Source organism: Kitasatospora sp. NPDC058218, assembly GCF_042882445.1.
Classification (GTDB): Bacteria; Actinomycetota; Actinomycetes; order Streptomycetales; family Streptomycetaceae; genus Kitasatospora.
The window spans coordinates 1-22,455 of the sequence record NZ_JBHVWC010000068.1 but is presented as its reverse complement, the minus strand read 5'-3'; the positions used below and the strand labels follow the sequence as shown (position 1 = coordinate 22,455).

General features: G+C 74.7%; 3 protein-coding genes. All 3 read left to right on the top strand.

Annotated elements, in window-relative coordinates; translation table 11 throughout:
* The first annotated feature begins 21 nt into the window (after positions 1-21).
* A complete protein-coding gene (locus tag ACFVYI_RS34245; RefSeq protein WP_387892795.1) occupies positions 22-9,222 on the top strand; it encodes an SDR family NAD(P)-dependent oxidoreductase in 9,201 nt (3,066 codons plus the stop codon).
* Entirely contained in the window at positions 9,215-20,971 is an 11,757-nt protein-coding gene (locus tag ACFVYI_RS34240) for an SDR family NAD(P)-dependent oxidoreductase (RefSeq protein ID WP_387892793.1), read from the top strand. Before ACFVYI_RS34245 ends, ACFVYI_RS34240 begins: the two co-directional genes overlap by 8 nt.
* A gap of 90 nt (positions 20,972-21,061) precedes the next feature.
* On the top strand, positions 21,062-22,455 hold a 1,394-nt coding region (locus ACFVYI_RS34235; RefSeq protein WP_387892792.1), incomplete at its 3' end, for a type I polyketide synthase.

The window sequence follows — 22,455 nt, the reverse complement described above, 5'->3', positions numbered from 1 at the left end:
TACCCGTTGGACGGATTCCCGATGGATAACGAAGAGAAGCTCCTCGACTACCTGAAGCGTGTGTCGGCCGATCTGCGGCAGACCAGGGAGCGCTTGCGTGCGGTGGAGGCCGCGTCGACCGAGCCGGTGGCGGTGGTGGGGATCGGGTGTCGCTACCCCGGCGGGGTGCGCTCGCCGGAGGACCTGTGGCGGCTGGTGGTGGCGGGCGGAGAAGCGGTCGCCCCGCTGCCGACCGACCGTGGCTGGGATCTCGCCGGCCTGTACGACGCCGACCCCGATGCGTCCGGGCGCTCCTACGTCCGGGCGGGCGGGTTCCTGGAGGGTGTCGCGGAGTTCGACGCGGGGTTCTTCGGGATCTCGCCGCGTGAGGCGTTGGCGATGGATCCGCAGCAGCGGTTGCTGCTGGAGACGTCGTGGGAGGCGGTCGAGCGGGCGGGGATCGATCCGGCCTCGCTGCGGGGGAGCCGGACGGGTGTCTTCGCCGGTGCGCTCTCGCAGGAGTACGGCCCCCGGCTGCACGAGGGCTCGGACGAGCTGGGCGGCTATCTGCTGACGGGTAACACGCTCAGCGTGTTGTCGGGGCGGGTGGCGTATGCGTTGGGCCTGGAGGGGCCGGCGGTGACGGTGGACACGGCGTGTTCGTCGTCGTTGGTGGCGTTGCACCTCGCGGTGCAGTCGTTGCGGTCGGGTGAGTGTGATCTGGCGTTGGCGGGCGGGGTGACGGTGATGTCGACCCCGGGGATGTTCGTGGAGTTCTCGCGGCAGCGGGGGCTGTCGAGGGACGGTCGGTGCCGGTCGTTCTCGGTGGATGCCGATGGTTTCGGGATAGCCGAGGGTGTCGGTGTGTTGTTGGTGGAGCGGTTGTCGGATGCTCGGCGGTTGGGGCATTCGGTGTTGGCGGTGGTGCGTGGCAGCGCGGTGAATCAGGACGGTGCGTCGAATGGTCTGACGGCGCCGAACGGGCCGTCGCAGCAGCGGGTGATTCGGCAGGCGTTGGCGAACGCGGGGTTGTCGGCGCGGGACGTGGACGTGGTGGAGGCGCACGGGACGGGGACCACGCTGGGTGACCCGATCGAGGCGCAGGCGCTGCTCGCCACCTACGGCCAGGAGCGCTCGGCGGACCGCCCCCTGTACCTCGGGTCCGTCAAGTCGAACATCGGGCACCCGCAGGCGGCGGCGGGTGTGGCGGGTGTGATCAAGATGGTGTCGGCGATGCGGGCGGGTCTGCTGCCCAGGACGCTGCATGCCGATGAGCCCTCGCCGCACGTCGACTGGTCCTCGGGGGCTGTGGAGTTGTTGACGGAGGCCCGGGAGTGGCAGTCGGGGGAGCAGCCCCTTCGGGCCGGGGTGTCGTCCTTCGGGATCAGTGGGACCAACGCGCACGTGGTCCTGGAGCAGGCGCCCGAGGAGGAGCCGCTTCCGGTCCGGGATCCTTCGGTCGCTCCACCGGTGGTGCCGTTGGCGGTGTCGGCGCGGGGTGGGTCGGCGTTGCGGGGGCAGGCGGAGCGGTTGTCGGCCTGGTGGGAGGGTCGGGCCGAGACCGGTGTGCTGGACGTGGGGTTCTCGCTGGCGGCGGGGCGGGCGCAGTTGGAGCGCCGGGCGGTGGTCGTCGCGGGGGACCGGGCCCAGGGCCTGGCGGGTCTGCACGCTTTGGCGTCCGACGAGCTGTCGCCTGAGATCGTGGAGGGTACGGCGGACCTGCTGGACGCTGCGGGTGTGGTGTTCGTGTTCCCGGGGCAGGGGGCTCAGTGGGTGGGGATGGGTGCGGAGTTGTTGGATTCCTCGCCGGTGTTCGCGGCGCGGTTGGTGGAGTGTGCGGAGGCGTTGCGGCCGTTCGTCGAGTGGGACCTGCTGGATGTGGTGCGGGGTGTGTCCGGGGCCGCGTCGTTGGAGCGGGTGGATGTGGTGCAGCCGGTGTCGTTCGCGGTGATGGTGTCGCTGGCCGAGTTGTGGCGTTCCTACGGTGTGGAGCCGGCCGCGGTGGTGGGGCATTCGCAGGGCGAGATCGCGGCGGCCTGTGTGGCGGGCGCGTTGTCGCTGTCGGATGCGGCGCGGATCGTGGCGCTGCGCAGCCGGGTGATCGCGGAGGGGCTGGCGGGGCGCGGTGGCATGGTGTCGCTGGCGCTGGGCCTGTCGAAGGCACAGGAGTTGGTGGCTGCTAGCGGCTCCGGGTTGTCGGTGGCGGCGGTGAACGGGCCGAACTCGGTGGTGGTGTCGGGGGATCCGTCGGCGTTGGAGGGGTTGCTGGCGGACTGTGAGGCGCGGGGGGTGCGGGCTCGGCGGATTCCGGTGGACTACGCCTCGCATTCCGCGCAGGTCGAGTCGGTCCGGGAGGAGTTGCTCGACGTCCTGGGGTCGGGCGCGGCGCGGGCGTCGGGGGTGGCGTTCTGCTCGACGCTGACCGGGGACTTCCTGGAGACCGAGGGGCTGGACGGCGAGTACTGGTACCGCAACCTGCGGGAGACGGTGCGCTTCGACCGGGCGGTGCGCCGGTTGTCCGAGCAGGGTTACCGGGTCTTCGTCGAGGTGAGCCCGCACCCGGTGCTCGGTCCGGGTATCGAGGAGAGCGTGGAGGAACTCGGCCACCAGGCCGTCGTGGTGGGGACGCTGCGTCGTGGTGAGGGCGGCCTGGACCGCTTCCTCGCCTCGGCCGCACAGGTCTGGGTGCGCGGCGTGCCGGTGGACTGGGCGGTGGCGACGACGGGTGGTCGTCGGGTGGATCTGCCGACGTACGCCTTCCAGGGTGAGCGGTTCTGGTTGGAGCCGGCGGGTGCTTCGCCGTTGGGGGCGGTGGACGCGTTGCGCTACCGGGTCGTCTGGCGGCCGTTGGACGCGGTGCCCGCCCCGGAGGTGTCCGGGGGCGAGTGGCTGCTGGTGGTGCCGGACGGGGGCGGGGACGGTGAGTGGGGCACGGCGTTGGAAGCGGCGTTCGCCGAACACGGCGTGCGCGCCAGCACGTTGGTGGTGGGTGACGAGTGTGACCGTGAGTCGCTGGCGGCGGTGTTGAAGGATCGCGCGTCGGCCGGTGTGGTGTCGTTGCTGGCGAGTGGGCCGGGGTCGGCGGTCGGTGGTGCGGCGGTGCCGTGGGGGCTGGCGGCGACGGTGGCCCTGGTGCAAGCCCTGGAGGCCGCCGGTGTTTCCGCGCCGTTGTGGTGTGTGACGCGTGGCGCGGTGGCGGTCGGGGTCGACGAGCGGGTGCCGAGTCCGGAGCAGGCGACGATCTGGGGCCTGGGCCGGGTGGTCGCCGCCGAGCTGCCGGACCGGTGGGGCGGCATCGTGGATGTGTCGGAGTCCGTCGGCGGCGAGGTCGCTCGGGCCACCGTCGCCGCCCTGCTCGGCGGGCACGGTGAGGACGAACTGGCGGTCAGGGCATCCGGGTTGTTCGTCCGCCGGTTGGAGCGGGCGCCGCTGGCGGGCGTGGCGCCGGTCCGGGCGTGGGAGCCCCGGGGCACCGTGCTGATCACCGGTGCCACCGGCGCGCTCGGCCGTCACGTCGCACGGCGGCTGGCCGGCGACGGCGCCGACCACCTGCTCCTGCTGAGCCGCAGCGGCCGTGACGCACCCGACGCCGACGCCTTCGAGGCCGAACTCACCGCGCTGGGTGCACAGGTCACCATGGCCGCCTGTGACGTGTCCGACCGCGGGGCGGTGGCGGAGGTACTGGCCGGACTGCCGGCGGAGTACCCGCTCACCGCCGTGATCCACACGGCCGCCCTGCTCGACGACGCCCTGCTAGGCGATCTGACGGTCGACCAGATGGAGCGGGTGCTGCAGGTCAAGGTCGGTGGCGCCCTGGTGCTGCACGAGCTGACGAAGGGCCTGGACCTCTCCGCCTTCGTCCTGTTCTCCTCGATCGCCGGCACCTGCGGTCTGGCCGGGCACGCCAACTACGCGCCGGGCAACGCCTATCTGGACGCCCTGGCCCACCAGCGGCGGGCAGACGGCCTGCCCGCCACCGCCATCGCCTGGGGCCACTGGGACGGGGGCGGCATCGCGGCCCCCGCCATCGAGGAGCAGATCCGCCGACGCGGAGTGCTGACCTTCCGGCCGGAGCTGGCACTGGACGCGCTCGGGGGCATCCTCGACCACGACGAGACCTCGGTCGCCGTCTTCAGCACCCGCTGGGACGGTACGGGGCTTGGCGCGGGGGCCCGGCCGGTCCCGCTGCTGAGCGAGCTCCTCGCCGCCGATCGCCCGGAGGCCGAGCCGGGCCGGAGGGCCGCCACCACGTCCGACGGATCGTCGGATCTGCTGCGCCGCCTGGCCGGACTCTCCGGCGAGGAGCAGCGGAAGGCACTGCTGGACATCGTTCGCCAGGTCGTCGCCTCGGTCCTGCGGCACCCGTCCGACGACTCCGTCCTGCCCAACCGCGCGTTCAAGGACATCGGCTTCGACTCGCTGACCGCCGTCGAACTGCGCAACCGCCTGCGGGCGGCGACCGGCCTGCGGCTGACCGCCACCCTGATCTACGACCGTCCGACACCCACCGCCCTGGCCGACCACCTGCACGCCGAACTCTTCGGCCGGGCGCCGGCCGCCGCAGCCGTCCTCCCGGCGACGGTCGGCTCCGACGAGCCCGTCGTGATCGTGGGGATGAGCTGCCGGCTCCCCGGCGGGGTGCGCTCGCCGGAGGACCTGTGGCGGCTGCTCGAAGCGGGGACGGACGCGATCTCGGGCCTGCCCGCCGACCGTGGCTGGGATCTCGCCGGCCTGTACGACGCCGACCCCGACGCGTCCGGGCGCTCCTACGTTCGCACCGGCGGGTTCCTGGACGCCGCTGCCGACTTCGACGCGGGGTTCTTCGGGATCTCGCCGCGTGAGGCGTTGGCGATGGATCCGCAGCAGCGGTTGCTGCTGGAGACGGCCTGGGAGGCCTTCGAGCGGGCGGGGATCGACCCCGAATCGGCCCGGGGCAGCCGGACCGGGGTGTTCGCGGGCCTGAGCATGCAGGACTACGCGACCTTGCTGCGCGACGCGTCGGCCGAGGTCGAGGGCTACGCGGTGACCGGCAGCGCGGGGAGTGTGTTGTCGGGGCGGGTGGCGTACGCGTTGGGCCTGGAGGGGCCGGCGGTGACGGTGGACACGGCGTGTTCGTCGTCGTTGGTGGCGTTGCACCTCGCGGTGCAGTCGTTGCGGTCGGGTGAGTGTGATCTGGCGTTGGCGGGTGGGGTGACGGTGATGTCGACCCCGGGGATGTTCGTGGAGTTCTCGCGGCAGCGGGGGTTGTCGAGGGACGGTCGGTGCCGGTCGTTCTCGGTGGATGCCGATGGTTTCGGGATGGCCGAGGGTGTCGGTGTGCTGTTGGTGGAGCGGTTGTCGGATGCTCGGCGGTTGGGGCATTCGGTGTTGGCGGTGGTGCGTGGCAGCGCGGTGAATCAGGATGGTGCGTCGAACGGTCTGACGGCGCCGAACGGGCCGTCGCAGCAGCGGGTGATTCGGCAGGCGTTGGCGAACGCGGGGTTGTCGGCGCGGGACGTGGACGTGGTGGAGGCGCACGGGACGGGGACCACGCTGGGTGACCCGATCGAGGCGCAGGCACTGCTCGCCACCTACGGCCAGGACCGTGCCGAGGGTGTGCCGCTGTGGTTGGGGTCGGTGAAGTCGAACATCGGCCACACTCAAGCCGCGGCGGGTGTGGCGGGTGTGATCAAGATGGTGTCGGCGATGCGGGCGGGTCTGCTGCCGAGGACGCTCCACGTGGATGAGCCCTCTCCGCACATCGACTGGTCCTCGGGGGCGGTCGAGTTGTTGACGGAGGCTCGGGACTGGCTCCCGGGGGAGCGGCCGCGTCGGGCCGCCGTCTCCTCCTTCGGGATCAGCGGGACCAACGCCCATGTGGTCCTGGAGCAGGCTCCGATCGAGGAGCCCCTTCCGTCGGTGGCCCTGCCGGTGGTGCCGTTGGTGGTGTCGGCGCGGGGTGGGTCGGCGTTGCGGGGGCAGGCGGAGCGGTTGTCGGCCTGGTGGGAGGGTCGGGCCGAGACCGGTGTGCTGGACGTGGGGTTCTCGTTGGCTGCGGGGCGTGCGCAGTTGGAGCGCCGGGCGGTGGTCGTCGCGGGGGACCGGGCCCAGGGCCTGGCGGGTCTGCACGCTTTGGCGTCCGACGAGCTGTCGCCTGAGATCGTGGAGGGTACGGCGGACCTGCTGGACGCTGCGGGTGCGGTGTTCGTGTTCCCGGGTCAGGGGGCGCAGTGGGTGGGGATGGGTGCGGAGTTGTTGGATTCCTCGCCGGTGTTCGCGGCGCGGTTGGTGGAGTGTGCGGAGGCGTTGCGGCCGTTCGTCGAGTGGGACCTGCTGGATGTGGTGCGGGGTGTGTCCGGGGCCGCGTCGTTGGAGCGGGTGGATGTGGTGCAGCCGGTGTCGTTCGCGGTGATGGTGTCGCTGGCCGAGTTGTGGCGCTCTTACGGTGTGGAGCCGGCCGCGGTGGTGGGGCATTCGCAGGGCGAGATCGCGGCGGCCTGTGTGGCGGGCGCGTTGTCGCTGGAGGACGCGGCGCGGATCGTGGCCCTGCGTAGTGGGGTGATCGCGCGGGGGCTGGCGGGGTTGGGTGGGATGGTGTCGTTGGCACTGAGCCCTTCCGACGCTGAGGAGTTGGTGGCTTCAAGCGGCGCCCGGTTGTCCCTGGCGGCGGTCAACGGGCCGAACTCGGTGGTGGTGTCGGGGGATCCGTCGGCGTTGGCGGAGCTGCTGGCGGACTGTGAGGCGCGGGGGGTGCGGGCTCGGCGGATTCCGGTGGACTACGCCTCGCACTCCGCGCAGGTCGAGTCGGTCCGGGAGGAGCTGCTCGACGTCCTGGGCGATGTCGTGCCCCGGCCGGCGGACGTGCCGTTCTATTCGTCCGTGACGGGCAGCCTGTTGGACCCGGCGGAGTTGAACGCGGAGTACTGGTACCGGAACCTGCGGGAGCCGGTGGCCTTCGCGGAGGCCGTCCGGGCCTGTGCGGCCGATGAGTTCCGGGCGTTCGTGGAGAGCAGTGCGCACCCGGTGCTGAACCTGGCCGTCGAGGAGACGGTGGAGGAGTCGGGCGGCTCGGCCGTCGTGGTGGGGACTCTGCGTCGTGGTGAGGGCGGCCTGGACCGCTTCCTCGCCTCGGCCGCGCAGGTCTGGGTGCGCGGCGTGCCGGTGGACTGGAGCGCCGCCACCGGTGGTGGTCGTCGGGTGGATCTGCCCACGTACGCCTTCCAGGGGGAGCGGTTCTGGTTGGAGCGGGCGGACGGTTCGCCGTTGGAGGCGGTGGACGCGTTGCGCTATCGCGTGGTCTGGCAGCCGTTGGGCGCGGTGGCTGCCGCGGAGGTGTCCGGGGGCGAGTGGCTGCTGGTGGTGCCGCGTGCGGGTGCGGACGGTGAGTGGGGCGCGGTGCTGGAGGCGGCCTTCGCCGAACGCGGTGTGCGGACCAGCACGTTGGTGGTGGGTGACGAGTGTGACCGTGAGTCGTTGGCGGCGGTGTTGAAGGATCGCGCGCCGGCCGGTGTGGTGTCGTTGTTGGCGAGTGGGCCGGGGTCGGCGGCTGGTGGTGCGGCGGTGCCGTGGGGGCTGGCGGCGACGCTGGCCCTGGTGCAGGCCCTGGAGGCCGCCGGTGTTTCCGCGCCGTTGTGGTGTGTGACGCGTGGCGCGGTGGCGGTCGGGGTCGACGAGCGGGTGCCGAGTCCGGAGCAGGCGACGATCTGGGGCCTGGGCCGGGTGGTCGCCGCCGAGCAGCCGGACCGGTGGGGCGGCGTACTGGACCTGCCCGAGCGTCCGGGGAGGGAGGCGGTGGAGGCCGCGGTCCTCGCTCTCCTGGGCGGGCACGGTGAAGACGAACTGGCGGTCAGGGCTTCCGGGTTGTTCGTCCGCCGGTTGGAGCGGGCGCCGCTGGCCGGTCGGGCGGCCGTTCGCGCGTGGGAGCCCCGGGGCACCGTGTTGATCACGGGTGCCACCGGTGCCCTCGGCCGTCACGTCGCCCGTCGGCTGGCCGGCGACGGCGCCGAACACCTGCTTCTCCTGAGCGAAGTCGCCTGGGAGGAAGACGAGTTCCTCGCCGAGCTGGCCGCCTCGGGTGCGCGGGTCGCCACGGCCGCCTGTGACCTGTCCGACCGGACCGCGGTGGCGCAGGTGCTGGCCGGACTGCCGGCGGAGTACCCGCTCACCGCCGTGATCCACACGGCCGCCCTGCTCGACGACGCCCTGCTCGACACGGTGACGGTCGATCAGATGCAGCGCGTATTGCGGATCAAGGCAGCCGGCGCCCTGGTGCTGCACGAGCTGACCAAGGACCTGGACCTCTCCGCATTCGTCCTGTTCTCCTCCTTCGCCGGTATCTGCGGTCTGGCCGGGCACGCCAACTACGCGCCGGGCAATGCCTATCTGGACGCCCTGGCCCACCAGCGGCGCGCCGACGGCCTGCCCGCCACCGCCATCGCCTGGGGCCACTGGGACGGCGCCGTCGTGGCCGGCCCCGCCGCCGAGGACCGGATCCGCCGCCACGGCGCCCAGGACCTCGACCCGGCCCAGGCGTTGGACGTCCTCCAGGGGATCCTCGACCACGACGAGACCTCCGTCGCCGTCCTGCGCTGTGCCTGGGACGACCCGGCCTGGAACGCGCCCCTGCTGGGCGACCTCCGGGCGGCGCGGCGCGGGCCCGCCCCGTCCGGTCCGGCGGCCGGGGGCGGGCAGGACGGGCCGTCGACCGACCTGGCCCGTCGGCTGGCGGAGCTCCCGGAGGCGGAGCGCCCCGGGGCGCTGCTGGAGCTGGTCCGGCCGGTGATCGCGACCGTCCTGCGGCACTCCTCGCCGGAGGCGATCGAGCCGGACCAGCCGTTCAAGGACCTCGGCTTCGACTCGCTGACCGCCGTCGAACTGCGCAACCGTCTGCGGGCGGCGACCGGCCTGCGGCTGACCGCCACCCTGATCTACGACCATCCGACGCCGGCCGCCCTGGCCGACCACCTGTACGCCGAGCTGGCGCCGCGCCCCGACACCACCGTGGTGCCGATCCTGGCGGAACTGGACCGGCTGGCGGCGATCCTCTCCGCCGCCTCGGTCGCCGGGGCCGAACGGCAGGCGGTCGGCGACCGCCTGCAGGACCTGCTGGCCGGCTGGCGCGCCACCGCGTCGCGCGCCGCCGGCCCCGCCGACACCGTCACCGAACTCGAAGCCGTGACCGACGACGAGCTGATCGGGCTCCTCGGCGACGAGTTCGGCATCTACCAGCCCGATCACTCCGCAGAGGGAAACGCTCATGAATGACGACCGGATGCGCTACTTCCTCAACCGGGTGACCGCCGAGCTGCGCGAGACCCGCGACCGCCTGCGGGAGGTGGAGGACAGCCGCCAGGAGCCGATCGCGATCGTCGGCATGGCCTGCCGGCTGCCCGGCGGGGTCACCTCGCCCGAGGGCCTGTGGGACCTGGTGGCGTCCGGGGCCGACGTGATCTCGGCGCTGCCCGTCAACCGCGGCTGGGACCTCACGGACTTCTACGACCCGGACCCCGACGTGCCGGGCCGCTCCTACGTCCGGGCCGGCGGGTTCCTCCACGACGCCGCCGACTTCGACGCCGGGTTCTTCGGCATCTCGCCGCGTGAGGCGCTGGCGATGGACCCCCAGCAGCGGCTGCTGCTGGAGACCGCCTGGGAGGCCTTCGAGCACGCGGGCATCGATCCGGTGTCGGTGCGCGGCACCGACACCGGGGTGTTCGCCGGGGTGGTCTACGGCGACTACGCGCGGCGCGGCGCGCAGATCCCGGCCGATCTGGAGGGGCACGTCGGTACCGGCAGCGCCGCCAGCGTCGCCTCGGGCCGGATCTCCTACACCCTGGGGCTGGAGGGCCCCGCGGTGACGGTCGACACCGCCTGTTCCTCCTCGCTGGTCGCCCTGCACCTCGCCGTCCAGTCGTTGCGGTCGGGCGAGTGCTCGCTGGCGCTGGCCGGCGGGGTGACGGTGATGCTCACCCCCGAGGAGTTCGTCCGGTTCTCCCGCCTGCGCGGCCTGTCCACGGACGGGCGCTGCCGGGCCTTCGGGGCCGGCGCGGACGGCTTCGGCATGGCCGAGGGGGTCGGGCTGCTGCTGGTCGAGCGGCTGTCGGACGCGCGCCGCAACGGCCATCAGGTCCTGGCGGTGGTGCGCGGGTCGGCGGTCAATCAGGACGGTCGGTCGAACGGGCTGTCCGCGCCGAACGGCCCCTCCCAGCAGCGGGTGATCCGGCGGGCGCTGGCCGACGCCCGGCTGTCCGCCACGGAGGTGGACGTCGTCGAGGCGCACGGCACCGGCACCAGGCTCGGTGACCCGATCGAGGCGCAGGCGCTGCTGGCCACCTACGGTCGGGAGCGGCCCGCCGAACAGCCGCTGTGGCTGGGCTCGTTGAAGTCCAACGTCGGCCATGCCCAGGGTGCGGCCGGCGTGTCCGGGGTGATCAAGATGGTGATGGCGATGCAGAAGGGAGTCCTGCCGAGGACGTTGCACGCCGAGGAGCCGTCCCCGCACATCGACTGGTCCTCGGGCGCGCTCCGGTTGCTGACCGAGGCCCGGCCGTGGCCGGCGGCCGACCGCCCGCGCCGGGCCGGGGTCTCCTCGTTCGGCATGAGTGGGACCAATGCCCATGTCGTCCTCGAACAGGCGCCGGCCGCAACGGAGCCGGAGCAGGCCGAGGCACCGGCAGCGCCGCAGCCCGCCGGCGTACCCGCAGCGCCGCAGCCCGCCGCCGTACCGGCGGTGCCCGGCCCGCCCGCCGTGGTGCCGTGGCTGCTGTCGGCGCGGAGCGCGCCCGCACTGCGCGAGCAGGCCGCGCGCCTGCGGTCGGCCCTCCAGGACCGTCCGGCGGCCGACCCGGTGCCGGGCCCGGCGGCGGTCGGGCACGCGCTCGCGACCACCCGGGCCGTCCTGGAGCACCGTGCGGTACTGCTCGGCACCGATGCGGACAGCCTGTTGCAGGGCCTCGCCGCCCTGGCCGAGGACGCTCCGGCGCCGGGCGTGGTCCGCGGCGTGGCGGCGGGCCCGGGCCCGGGCCGGACGGTCTTCGTCTTCCCCGGCCAGGGTGCGCAGTGGGTCGGCATGGCGGTCGAGCTGGCCGAGGCGTCCGGTGTCTTCCGGGATCGGCTGACGGAGTGCGCGGAGGCGTTGAAGCCGTTCGTCGACTGGGATCTCTTCGAGGCCTTGCGCGGTGGGTCGGGGGCGCCGTCGTTGGAGCGGGTCGATGTGGTGCAGCCCGCGTTGTTCGCCGTGATGGTGTCGCTGGCCGAGTTGTGGCGTTCCTACGGTGTCGAGCCGGCGGCGGTGGTGGGGCATTCGCAGGGGGAGATCGCGGCCGCGTGTGTGGCGGGGGCGTTGTCGTTGTCGGACGCGGCGCGGGTGGTGGCCCTGCGCAGCCGGGCATTGACCGGGCTGGCCGGGCTCGGCGGCATGGTGTCCGTTCCGTTGCCCGCCGAGGAGGTCGGTGAGCTGCTCGGCCGTTGGCAGGACCGGATTCAGATCGCGGCGTTGAACGGCCCCGCCGGTACCGTGGTGGCCGGTGAACCGGGAGCTCTGGACGAGCTTGTGGCGCATTGTCAGGAGCGGGAGGTGCGGGCCCGGCGGATTCCGGTGGACTACGCCTCGCACACCTCGCAGGTGGAGCGGCTGCGCGACGAACTGCTGGAGGTGCTCGCGCCGGTCGTGCCGGGCCCGGCGAGCGTGCCGTTCTACTCGACGGTCGAGGAGCGGTGGCTGACCGGCGCCGAACTCGACGCCGACTACTGGTACCGCAACCTCCGCCGGACCGTCGCCTTCGAGCCCGCGACACGGGCGCTGGTGGATCAGGGCCACGGCGTCTTCGTCGAGGTCGGTCCGCACCCGGTGCTGGCGGTGAGCGTGCAGGAGACCCTGGAGGCCGCCGGGGCCCAGGGCATCGTCACCGGCTCGCTGCGCCGCGACGACGGCGGACTCGACCGGTTCCTCGCCTCGGTCGCCGAGGTGCACGTCCAGGGCCGGCCGGTGGACTGGACGGCGGCCTTCGGCGGCGTGCCCGCACAGCGGGTGGAGCTGCCGACCTATCCGTTCCAGCGGCAGCGCTACTGGCTGAACGCCTCCGGGTCGGGGGCAGCCGGGCTGACCGGCGCCGGACTCGCCACGGCGGACCACCCCCTGCTCGGCGCGGTGATCGAGCCGGCGGACAGCGACGAGGTCCTGTTCACCAACCGCCTCTCATTGGACACCCACCCCTGGCTCGCCGACCACGCCGTGGCGGGCACCGCCGTCCTGCCGGGCACGGCCTTCGTCGAACTGGCCGTCCGGGCCGGCGACCAGGTCGGCTGCGAACTGCTCGACGAGCTGGTGATCGAGCGGCCGCTGGTCCTGCCCGAGCAGGGCGGCCTCCGGTTGCAGGTGCGGGTGGGCGCCGCGCAGCCGTCCGGTGTGCGGCAGGTCGGGATCCACGCCCGTCCGGAGCAGGGCGGCGACGGGTCGTGGACCCGCCACGCCACCGCCGTGCTGGCGGCCTCCGGTCCGGCCCCGGACGGGTCGGCGGACGCCTTCGAGGCCGGTGCGTGGCCGCCGCCCGGTGCGGTGGCCCTGGAGACCGGGGGGCTGTACGAGCGGCTGGTGGCCGAGGGCTACCACTACGGGCCGGCCTTCCGCGGGCTGCGCGCGGCCTGGCGGCGTGGGGCGGAGGTGTTCGCCGAGGTCGGCCTGGACGAGGAGCAGTCGGCCGAGGCCGGCCGGTACGGGCTGCACCCGGCGCTGCTCGACGCGGCCCTGCACGCCACGTTCCTGGCCGATGGGGTCGAAGCGGCCGATGGGGACGGCGGGGCCGGTGCGGCCGACGGCGCCCCCACCCCCACCCGTCTGCCGTTCGCCTGGAACGAGGTGCGCGTCCACGCGGTGGGCGCCTCGGTCCTGCGGGTACGCCTGCGGCCGGACGGGCCCGACCGGATGGCGCTGGCCGTCGCCGACCCGTCCGGACAGCCGGTGGCGACCGCGCGGTCGCTGGCCCTGCGTCCGGTCTCCGCCGAGGAGTTCGGCGGCGACCGGGCCGCGGCGGGGGACTCCCTCTACCGGGTCGGGTGGGTGCCGGCGCCCGGTCCGTCCGAGTCGGGCGCCGCGGACGCGGCCGACTCCGCGCCGGTCGTCGAGTACTTCCCGGCCGCTCCCGACGCGGCCGACGAGGCCGAGGCGGTGCACCGGCTGTCCCGGCGGGCGCTGGACGCCGTGCAGTCCTGGCTGGCCGACGAGCGGTCGGCGCAGCGCAGGCTGGTGCTGGTCACGCGCTCGGCGACCGCCGTCCGGCCGGGTGAGGCCGCCGATCCAGCCGGTGCGGCGCTCTGGGGGCTGGTGCGCTCCGCGCAGGCCGAGCACCCGGGCCGCTTCGTCCTGGTGGACGTCGACGACCCGGACGCCGTGCCGCTCCTGCCGCCGGCCGTCCTCGCCTCCGGGGAGCCTCAACTGGCCGTCCGGGCGGGCGAGGTGCTGGTGCCCAGGCTGGTGCGGGCGGCGCCGTCCGAGGTCGGCACGCCGGTCCCGCGCTTCGACCCCGATGGCACGGTGCTGGTCACCGGTGGTACCGGAACGCTCGGGTCGTTGCTGGCCCGGCATCTGGTGACCGGGTACGGGGTGCGGCATCTGCTGCTGGTGAGCCGCAGTGGTCCGGCGGCCCCGGGCGCCGGTGAACTCGAAGCCGAGTTGCGGGAGTTGGGTGCCGAGGTGACCGTCGCGGCCGCCGACACCGGCGACCGGGAGGCGCTGCGCGCCCTGCTCGCCGGCATCGGGCGCCCGCTGACCGGCGTGGTGCACACCGCCGGAGTGCTGGACGACGGCCTGGTGGCCGCCCTGACGCCGGAGCGGATGGCCGCGGTGCTGCGGCCCAAGATCGATGCCGCCCTCGCCCTCCACGAGCTCACCGCGGACGAGGACCTCGCGGCCTTCGTGCTCTTCTCCTCCGCCGCGGGTGTGCTCGGCGGTGCCGGCCAGGCCGGCTACGCGGCGGCCAACGCGGCCCTGGACGCGCTCGCCGAGGCACGCCGGGCCCAGGGGCTCCCGGCCGTGTCGCTGGCCTGGGGCCTGTGGGCCGAGGCCAGCGGCCTGACGGGCCATCTGGACCGGGCCGACCACCGCCGGATCGCCCGCAGCGGCGTACGGCCGTTCTCCTCGGAGCAGGGGCTGGCGCTGTTCGACGCCGCGCTCGCGACCGGCGAGGCCGCCCTGGTGCCGATGGCGCTCGACCTGGCCGGCCTCCGGTCGGCGGACGCTCCCGTCCCCGCCCTGCTGCGCGCTCTGGTGCGGCCGGGCCGGCGGGTCGTCCGGGCCGGCGACGGCGGCGCGGCCGGCACCCTGGCGGAGCGGCTCGCCGCCCGCCCGGCCGGTGAGCGCGGGCGGGCGCTGCTGGACCTGGTGCGCTCGCACGCCGCGACGGTACTCGGCCACGGCTCCACCTCCGGGGTCGAACCGGCGCTCGCCTTCCGCGAGTTGGGCTTCGACTCGCTGACCGCCGTGGAGCTGCGCAACCGGCTCGCCGCGGCCACCGGTCTGCGGCTGCCGGCCACCCTGGTGTTCGACCACCCGACCCCGGTGGTACTGGCCCGCCGGCTGGAGGCCGAGCTGTTCGGCGAGCCGTCGGCCACTCGGCCGGCCGCGCTCGCCGCAGCGGCCCAGGACGAGCCGATCGCGATCGTGGGCATGGCCTGCCGGTTCCCCGGCGGCATCGACTCGGCGCAGGACCTCTGGGAGGCGGTCGCGGCGGGCCGGGACGTGGTCGGGAGCTTCCCCGAGAACCGCGGCTGGGACCTCGACGCACTGTTCGACCCCGACCCGGACCGCCCCGGCAAGAGCTACGTCGACGCGGGCGCCTTCCTCGCCGACCCTGGCGAGTTCGACGCGGAGTTCTTCGGGATCAGCCCGCGTGAGGCGCTGGCGATGGACCCGCAGCAGCGGTTGCTGCTGGAGGCCTCCTGGGAGGCGTTCGAGCACGCGGGCATCGACCCGGCGGCCCTGCGGGGCAGCGACACCGGAGTGTTCGCGGGGCTGCTCTACCACGAGTACGGCGCGCTGCTCGACCGGGCCGAGGGGGCGTCCGAGCTGGAGGCGTACGCGGGCACGGGGGGTGCGGGCAGCGTCGCGTCGGGCCGGATCTCCTACACGCTCGGACTGGAGGGCCCGGCGATCACCGTCGACACCGCGTGCTCGTCCGCGCTGGTGGCGGTGCACCTGGCGAGCCGTTCGCTGCGCTCGGGGGAGTGCTCGCTGGCGCTGGCCGGCGGCGTGACCGTGATGACCACACCGGCCGCGTTCACCGGGTTCTCGCGACAGCGCGGCCTGGCGGCGGACGGCCGGTGCAAGCCGTTCTCGGCCGCGGCCGACGGCACCGGCTGGTCCGAGGGGGTCGGCCTGCTGGTGCTGGAGCGGCTCTCCGACGCCCGCCGGCACGGGCACCGGGTGCTCGCACTGGTCCGGGGCAGCGCCGTCAACCAGGACGGTGCGAGCAACGGGCTGTCGGCACCGAACGGACCGGCGCAGCAGCGGGTGATCCGGCAGGCCCTGGCCAACGCGGGGCTCTCCGCCGACGGGGTGGACGCGGTGGAGGCGCACGGCACCGGGACGAGGCTGGGGGACCCGATCGAGGCGCAGGCGGTGCTGGCGACGTACGGCCAGGGCCGGCCGCAGGGCCGGCCGGTGTGGCTGGGCTCGGTGAAGTCGAACCTCGGCCACACCCAGGGAGCCGCCGGCGCCGCCGGCATGATCAAGATGATCCAGGCGATGCGGCACGGGGTGCTGCCGAGGACGCTGCACGTGGCGGAGCCGACGGCGCAGGTGGACTGGTCGGCGGGCGCCGTGGAGCTGCTGTCGCAGGCGCGGGAGTGGCCGGAGACGGGGCGGCCGAGGCGTTCGGCGGTGTCCTCGTTCGGGATCAGCGGGACGAACGCGCACGTGGTGCTGGAGCAGGCGCCGCCGGTGGATCCCCCGGCGCAGGCCGAGCCGGGCACCGGGGCGCCGTGGTTGCTCTCGGGCGGTGACGAGGGCGCGCTGCGCGCCCAGGCGGGTCGCTTGGCGGCGCATCTGCGGGAGCGGCCGGAGCTGGGGGTGCGGGACGTCGGGTACTCGCTGGCGACCACCAGGGCGGCGCTGCCGGAGCGGGCGGCGGTGCTCGGGGCGGACCGGGAGGCGCTGCTGAGCGGCCTGGACGCGCTCGCCGGGGATCGACCCGCTGCGGGGATCGTCCGGTCCGGCGTCACCTCGCACGACGGCGTCGTCTTCGTGTTCCCGGGGCAGGGCTCGCAGTGGCTCGGGATGGGTGTCGAGCTGCTGGCGGAGTCGGAGGTCTTCGCCGCCCGGATGGCCGAGTGCGCGGAGGCGTTGAAGCCGTTCGTCGACTGGGATCTCTTCGAGGCCCTGCGCGGTGGGTCGGGGGCGCCGTCGTTGGAGCGGGTCGATGTGGTGCAGCCCGCGTTGTTCGCCGTGATGGTGTCGCTGGCCGAGTTGTGGCGTTCCTACGGTGTCGAGCCGGCGGCGGTGGTGGGGCATTCGCAGGGGGAGATCGCGGCCGCGTGTGTGGCGGGGGCGTTGTCGTTGTCGGACGCGGCGCGGGTGGTGGCCCTGCGCAGCCGGGCCCTGACCGGGCTGGCCGGGCTCGGCGGCATGGTGTCCGTTCCGTTGCCCGCCGAGGAGGTCGGTGAGCTGCTCGGCCGTTGGCAGGACCGGATTCAGATCGCGGCGCTGAACGGCCCCGCCGGTACCGTGGTGGCCGGTGAACCGGGAGCTCTGGACGAGCTTGTGGCGCATTGTCAGGAGCGGGAGGTGCGGGCCCGGCGGATTCCGGTGGACTACGCCTCGCACACCTCGCAGGTGGAGCGGCTGCGCGACGAACTGCTGGAGGTGCTCGCGCCGGTCGTGCCGGGCCCGGCGAGCGTGCCGTTCTACTCCTCGGTGACCGGTAAGCTGACGGAGGGTCAGAAGCTCGACGCAGCCTACTGGTACGCCAATCTGCGGCAGGCGGTGGAGTTCGAGGCCGCCACTCGGGCGCTGCTCGACGACGACCACCGGGTCTTCGTCGAGGTCAGCCCGCATCCGGTGCTGACCACCAGCATCGAGGACACCGTCGGGACCACCGACGCCACCGCCACCGTGACGGGCACGCTGCGCCGTGACGACGGCGGCCCGGCGCGGCTGCTGGCCTCCGTGGCCGGGCTCTGGGCGGCCGGTCTGCCCGTCGACTGGAGTGCCGCCACCGCCGGCGGCCGCCCGGTCGAGCTGCCCACCTACGCCTTCCAGCGCCGCCGCTACTGGGTGCGGACCGCAGCCGCCGAGCACGGCGGCTCGGCCGTCGGGCTCGGGCTGGCGGACGCCGCCCACCCGCTGCTCGGCGCCGTGGTCGCCCCGGCCGGTGGCGACGGTCTGCTGCTCACCGGCCGGGTGTCACGGCGCAGCCACCCGTGGCTCGCCGACCACGCCGTGGCGGGCACCGCCGTCCTGCCGGGCACGGCCTTCGTCGAACTGGCCGTCCGGGCCGGCGACGAGGTGGGCTGCCCGGTCGTCGAGGAACTGGTCATCGAGGCGCCGCTGCCGCTGCCCGACCGGTCGGCGGTCGCACTCCAGGTGGCGGTCGGGGACCGCGACGAGACCGGACGGCGGACGGTGACCGTCCACGCCTGCCCGGGCGAGGGGCAGCCGTGGACCAGGCACGCCGGCGGTGTCCTCGCCCCGGCCGAGCCCGCCGGAGCGCCCGGTGAACTCTCCGGGGAAGCCCAGGAGTTGAGCGTCTGGCCGCCGGCCGGCGCGGTCGCGGTGGACACGGCGGGCTTCTACGAGCGCCTCGACGAGGCCGGGTACGGCTACGGACCGGCGTTCCGCGGGCTGCGGGCGCTCTGGCGGCGCGGGTCGGAGATCTTCGCCGAGGTCGGCCTCCCGGAGGCCGAACGCGCCGCGGCCGGTCGCTACGCCCTGCACCCGGCCCTGCTGGACAGCGCCCTGCACGCCTGGGCGGTCCAGGGCGTCGGCAAGGCCGCCCGGCTCCCCTTCTCCTGGAGCCGGTACCGCCTGCACGCCTCGGGCGCCACGATCCTGCGGGTCCGGCTGCTGCCGACCGGCGAGGACACGGTGTCGCTGCTGGTCGCCGACGAGGAGGGCCGACCGGTGGCCTCGGTGGGCTCGTTGCTGGTCCGGGAGATCCCGGGCGGTTCGCTCGGGCGGCCCGCCGCGGCCGCTCCCGACGCGCTCTTCGACCTGGAGTGGAGGCCGCTTCCGCTCCCGGCCGGACCGGTCGCGCAGTCGGCGCGGATCCCGGTCACCGAGCCGACCGGTCCCGACCCGGCCCGGGCCGCCCGGGAAGCCGTCCAGCAGGCGCTGACGCAGATCCGGGCCACGCTGGCCGAAGCTCCCTCGGGCGACGCTCCGCCGGCCGTGGTGACCAGGTGCGCCGTGGCCGCCCGGGCGACGGACGGCGCGCCGGACCTGGCGGCCGCGGCCGTACTGGGGCTGCTCCGCACCGCCCAGGCCGAGCACCCGGGCCGGTTCGTCCTCGTCGACCTCGACGACGACCCCGTCGCGCCGGAGCTGCTGAACGCCGCCGTCGCCACCGGCGAGCCCCAGATCGCCGTCCGGGCCGGCGCCCTGTACGCCCCCCGCCTGGCCCGGGCGGCGGCCCGGGACGAGCTGGCGCTGCCCGACACGCCCGCCTGGCACCTCACCACCGACGGGTCGGGCACGCTGGAGAGCCTCGCGCCGACCCCGTACCCCGAGGCGCTCGCGCCACTGGCCGCCGGAGAGCTGCGCATCGCCGTCCGCGCGGCCGGGCTGAACTTCCGTGACACCCTGGTCGCGCTGGGGATGTACCCGGACCCGGCGGCGTACCTCGGCGGCGAGGGCGCCGGAGTGGTGCTGGAGACCGGCCCGGGGGTCACCGGGTTCGCGCCCGGGGACCGCGTCCTCGGCATGCTGCCCAAGTCCTTCGGGCCGGTGGCGGTGGCCGATGCCCGGCTGGTGGCCCGGATCCCCGAGGGCTGGTCGTTCACCGAGGCGGCGGCCATGCCGGTGGCCTTCCTCACGGCCTACTACGCCCTCTACGACCTGGCCGACCTGCGCGCCGGCGAGTCGGTGCTGATCCACGCCGCCGCGGGCGGGGTCGGCACGGCCGCCGTGCAACTGGCCCGGCACCGGGGCGCCGAGGTCTACGGCACCGCCGGCCGGGGCAAGTGGGCGGCCCTGCGCGCGCTCGGCCTCGACGACGACCGCATCGCCGACTCGCGCACCACCGGGTTCGAGCAGTCGTTCCTGGCGGCCAGCGGCGGGCGCGGGATGGACGTCGTCCTCGACTGCCTCGCCGGGGAGTTCGTCGACGCCTCGCTGCGCCTGCTGCCCCGCGGTGGCCGGTTCGTCGAGCTGGGCAAGACCGACGTCCGCGCCGCCGACGAGGTGGCCGCCGCCCACCCGGGCGTGACGTACCGGGCGTTCGACCTGGTGGCGGCCGCCGGGCCGGACCGCATCCAGCAGATGTTGGCCGAGCTGGTGGACCTCTTCGAGCGGGGCGTGCTGTCGCCCCTGCCGACGACCTGCTGGGACCTGCGCCGGGCGCCCGAGGCCTTCCGCCGGCTCAGCCAGGCCAAGCTGGTCGGCAAGGTCGTGCTGACCGTTCCCCGGCAACTGGGCCCCGAGGGCACGGTGCTGGTCACCGGTGGTACCGGAACGCTCGGGTCGTTGCTGGCCCGGCATCTGGTGACCGAGTACGGGGTGCGGCATCTGCTGTTGGTGAGCCGGAGCGGTCCGGCAGCCCCGGGCGCCGGTGAACTCGAATCCGAGTTGCGGGAGTTGGGCGCCGAGGTGACCGTCACGGCCGCCGACACCGCCGACCGGGAGGCGCTGCGCGCCCTGCTCGCCGACGTCCGGCCGCCGCTGAGCGGCGTGGTGCACACCGCCGGTGTGCTCGACGACGGCGTGGTGGAGTCCCTGACCGCCGACCAGGTGGCGGCGGTGCTGCGGCCCAAGGCCGACGCCGCCCTCGCCCTGCACGAACTCACCGCCGACCAGGACCTCGCCGCCTTCGTGCTCTACTCCTCGGCCGCCGGCGTCTTCGGCAGCCCCGGGCAGGCCAACTACGCGGCGGCCAACGCCTTCCTGGACGCACTCGCCGCCCGGCGGCGGGCCACCGGGCGGCCGGCGCTCTCGCTGGCCTGGGGGCTCTGGCAGCCCCGCAGCGGGATGACCGGACACCTCGGTGCGACCGACCACGGCCGGTTGGCCAGGAACGGCGCCGTCGGAATGACACCCGAACAGGGTCTCGCGCTCTTCGACGCCGCCCTGCGGCTGGACCGGTCGATGCTCGTCGCCGCGCCGCTCGACCTGGCCGGTCTGCGCGGACGGGGCGAGGGCGTCCCCCCGCTGCTGCGGGACCTGGTCGCCCCGGCGCGGCGGACGGTCGGCACCGGCCGGGCGGACGACGGATCGCTGGTCCTGCGGCTGACCAGGCTGCCCGCGACCGAACGCGCCCGCGTCCTGCTGCGGGCGGTCCGGGGTCACGCCGCCACCGTGCTCGGCCACGACGGACCAGACCTGGTGGGGGCGGACCGCCCGTTCAAGGACCTGGGCTTCGACTCGCTGACCGCCGTCGAGCTGCGCAACCGGCTGAACACGGCGACCGGGCTGCGGCTGCCCGCCACCGTCGTCTTCGAGAGCCCCAGCGCGCGCGAACTCGCCGAGCGGTTGCGGCGGGAGCTCTTCCCCGACGCGCCGGAGAGCGAGATCGGCACTGCGGTCGCGATCGACACCGGCACCGGTGCCGAACCCGGTGAGGAGGAGATCCGCCGGACCCTCGCCACGCTGCCGGTCGACCGGCTGCGCGAACTCGGCCTGATCGACGTGCTGTTGAGCCTCGCCGACCGGTCGGACGAGGCCGGCCCGGGCGACCGGCCGGCGTCCGCGCCCCCGTCCGCGTCGCCGTCCCCCTCCGCGCTCCCCGCGCCCCCAGCGGACGACGAGCTCGACCGGCTCGACGACATGGACGCCGAAGACCTGATCGCCCGCGCGTTCGGCAACGCGACATGACCGCGCGCCCCGACCGCCCGGCCGGCCCGCCGCCCCGGCGGACCGGCCCCGCGGCCGCCGACCGACCCGGAACCCGCCAGTGGAGGAAAGATGGCTGAGACCCAGGACCGCCTCGTCGAAGCCCTGCGGCTCTCGCTGAAGGAGAACGAGCTGCTGCGCCGGCAGAACGCCGAGCTCGCCGACACCGCGGCCGAACCGATCGCGATCGTCGGCATGGCCTGCCGGCTGCCGGGCGGCGTGCGGACACCGCAGGACCTCTGGACGCTGCTGACCGACGGCGCGGACGTGATCGCCGACCTGCCCCGGGACCGGGGCTGGGACATCGACGGCCGGTACGACCCCGACCCGGACGTGCCCGGCACGTTCTACGTCCGGCAGGGCGGATTCCTGGACGACGTCGCGGAGTTCGACCCCGAGTTCTTCGGGATCAGCCCGCGCGAGGCCCTGGGGATGGACCCGCAGCAGCGCCTGCTGCTGGAGACCTCCTGGGAGGCCGTCGAGGCGGCGGGCATCGACCCGCACACGCTGCGCGGCTCGCGCACCGGAGTCTTCGCCGGCCTCGGTTACCACGACTACGGCACCCGGCTGAGCCGGGTCCCGGACGGGCTGGAGGGCTACCTCGGCAACGGACGGTCGGGCAGTGTCGCCTCCGGCCGGGTCTCCTACACCCTCGGCCTGGAGGGGCCGGCCGTCACGGTGGACACGGCCTGCTCGTCCTCCCTGGTCGCGCTGCACCTCGCGGCCCGGTCGCTCCGCCAGGGCGAGTGCGATCTGGCGCTGGCCGGCGGGGTGACGGTGATGTCCACCCTGGACGGCATCCTGGAGCTCGCCCGCCAGCGCGCCCTGGCCCGCGACGGCCGCTCCAAGGCGTTCGGCGCCGGCGCCGACGGGATGAGCATGGCGGAGGGGGTCGGCCTGCTGCTGGTCGAGCGGCTCTCCGACGCCCGCCGGCACGGGCACCGGGTGCTCGCACTGGTCCGGGGCAGCGCGATCAACCAGGACGGCAGGTCGAACGGCATGACCGCGCCGAACGGCGCCGCGCAGCGCCGGGTCATCCGCCAGGCCCTGGCCGAGGCACGGCTGACGGCCGACCAGGTCGACCTGCTGGAGGCGCACGGCACCGGCACGGCGCTGGGTGACCCGATCGAGGCCGTCGAGCTGCTGGCGACGTACGGCCAGGGCCGGCCGCAGGGCCGGCCGGCCTGGCTGGGCTCGGTGAAGTCGAACCTCGGGCACACGCAGTTCGCCGCCGGGGTCACCGGGGTCATCAAGGCCGTGCTCGCGATGCGGCACGGGGTGCTGCCGAGGACGCTGCACGTGGCGGAGCCGACGGCGCAGGTGGACTGGTCGGCGGGCGCCGTGGAGCTGCTGTCGCAGGCGCGGGAGTGGCCGGAGACGGGGCGGCCGAGGCGTTCGGCGGTGTCCTCGTTCGGGATCAGCGGGACGAACGCGCACGTGGTGCTGGAGCAGGCGCCGCCGGTGGA

What these genes read in the sequence shown, in the direction of transcription:
- ACFVYI_RS34245 (WP_387892795.1), top strand. Translation starts at nt 22, where the DNA reads ATGGATAACGAAGAGAAGCTCCTCGACTACCTGAAGCGTGTGTCGGCC.
- ACFVYI_RS34240 (WP_387892793.1), top strand. Translation starts at nt 9,215, where the DNA reads ATGAATGACGACCGGATGCGCTACTTCCTCAACCGGGTGACCGCCGAG.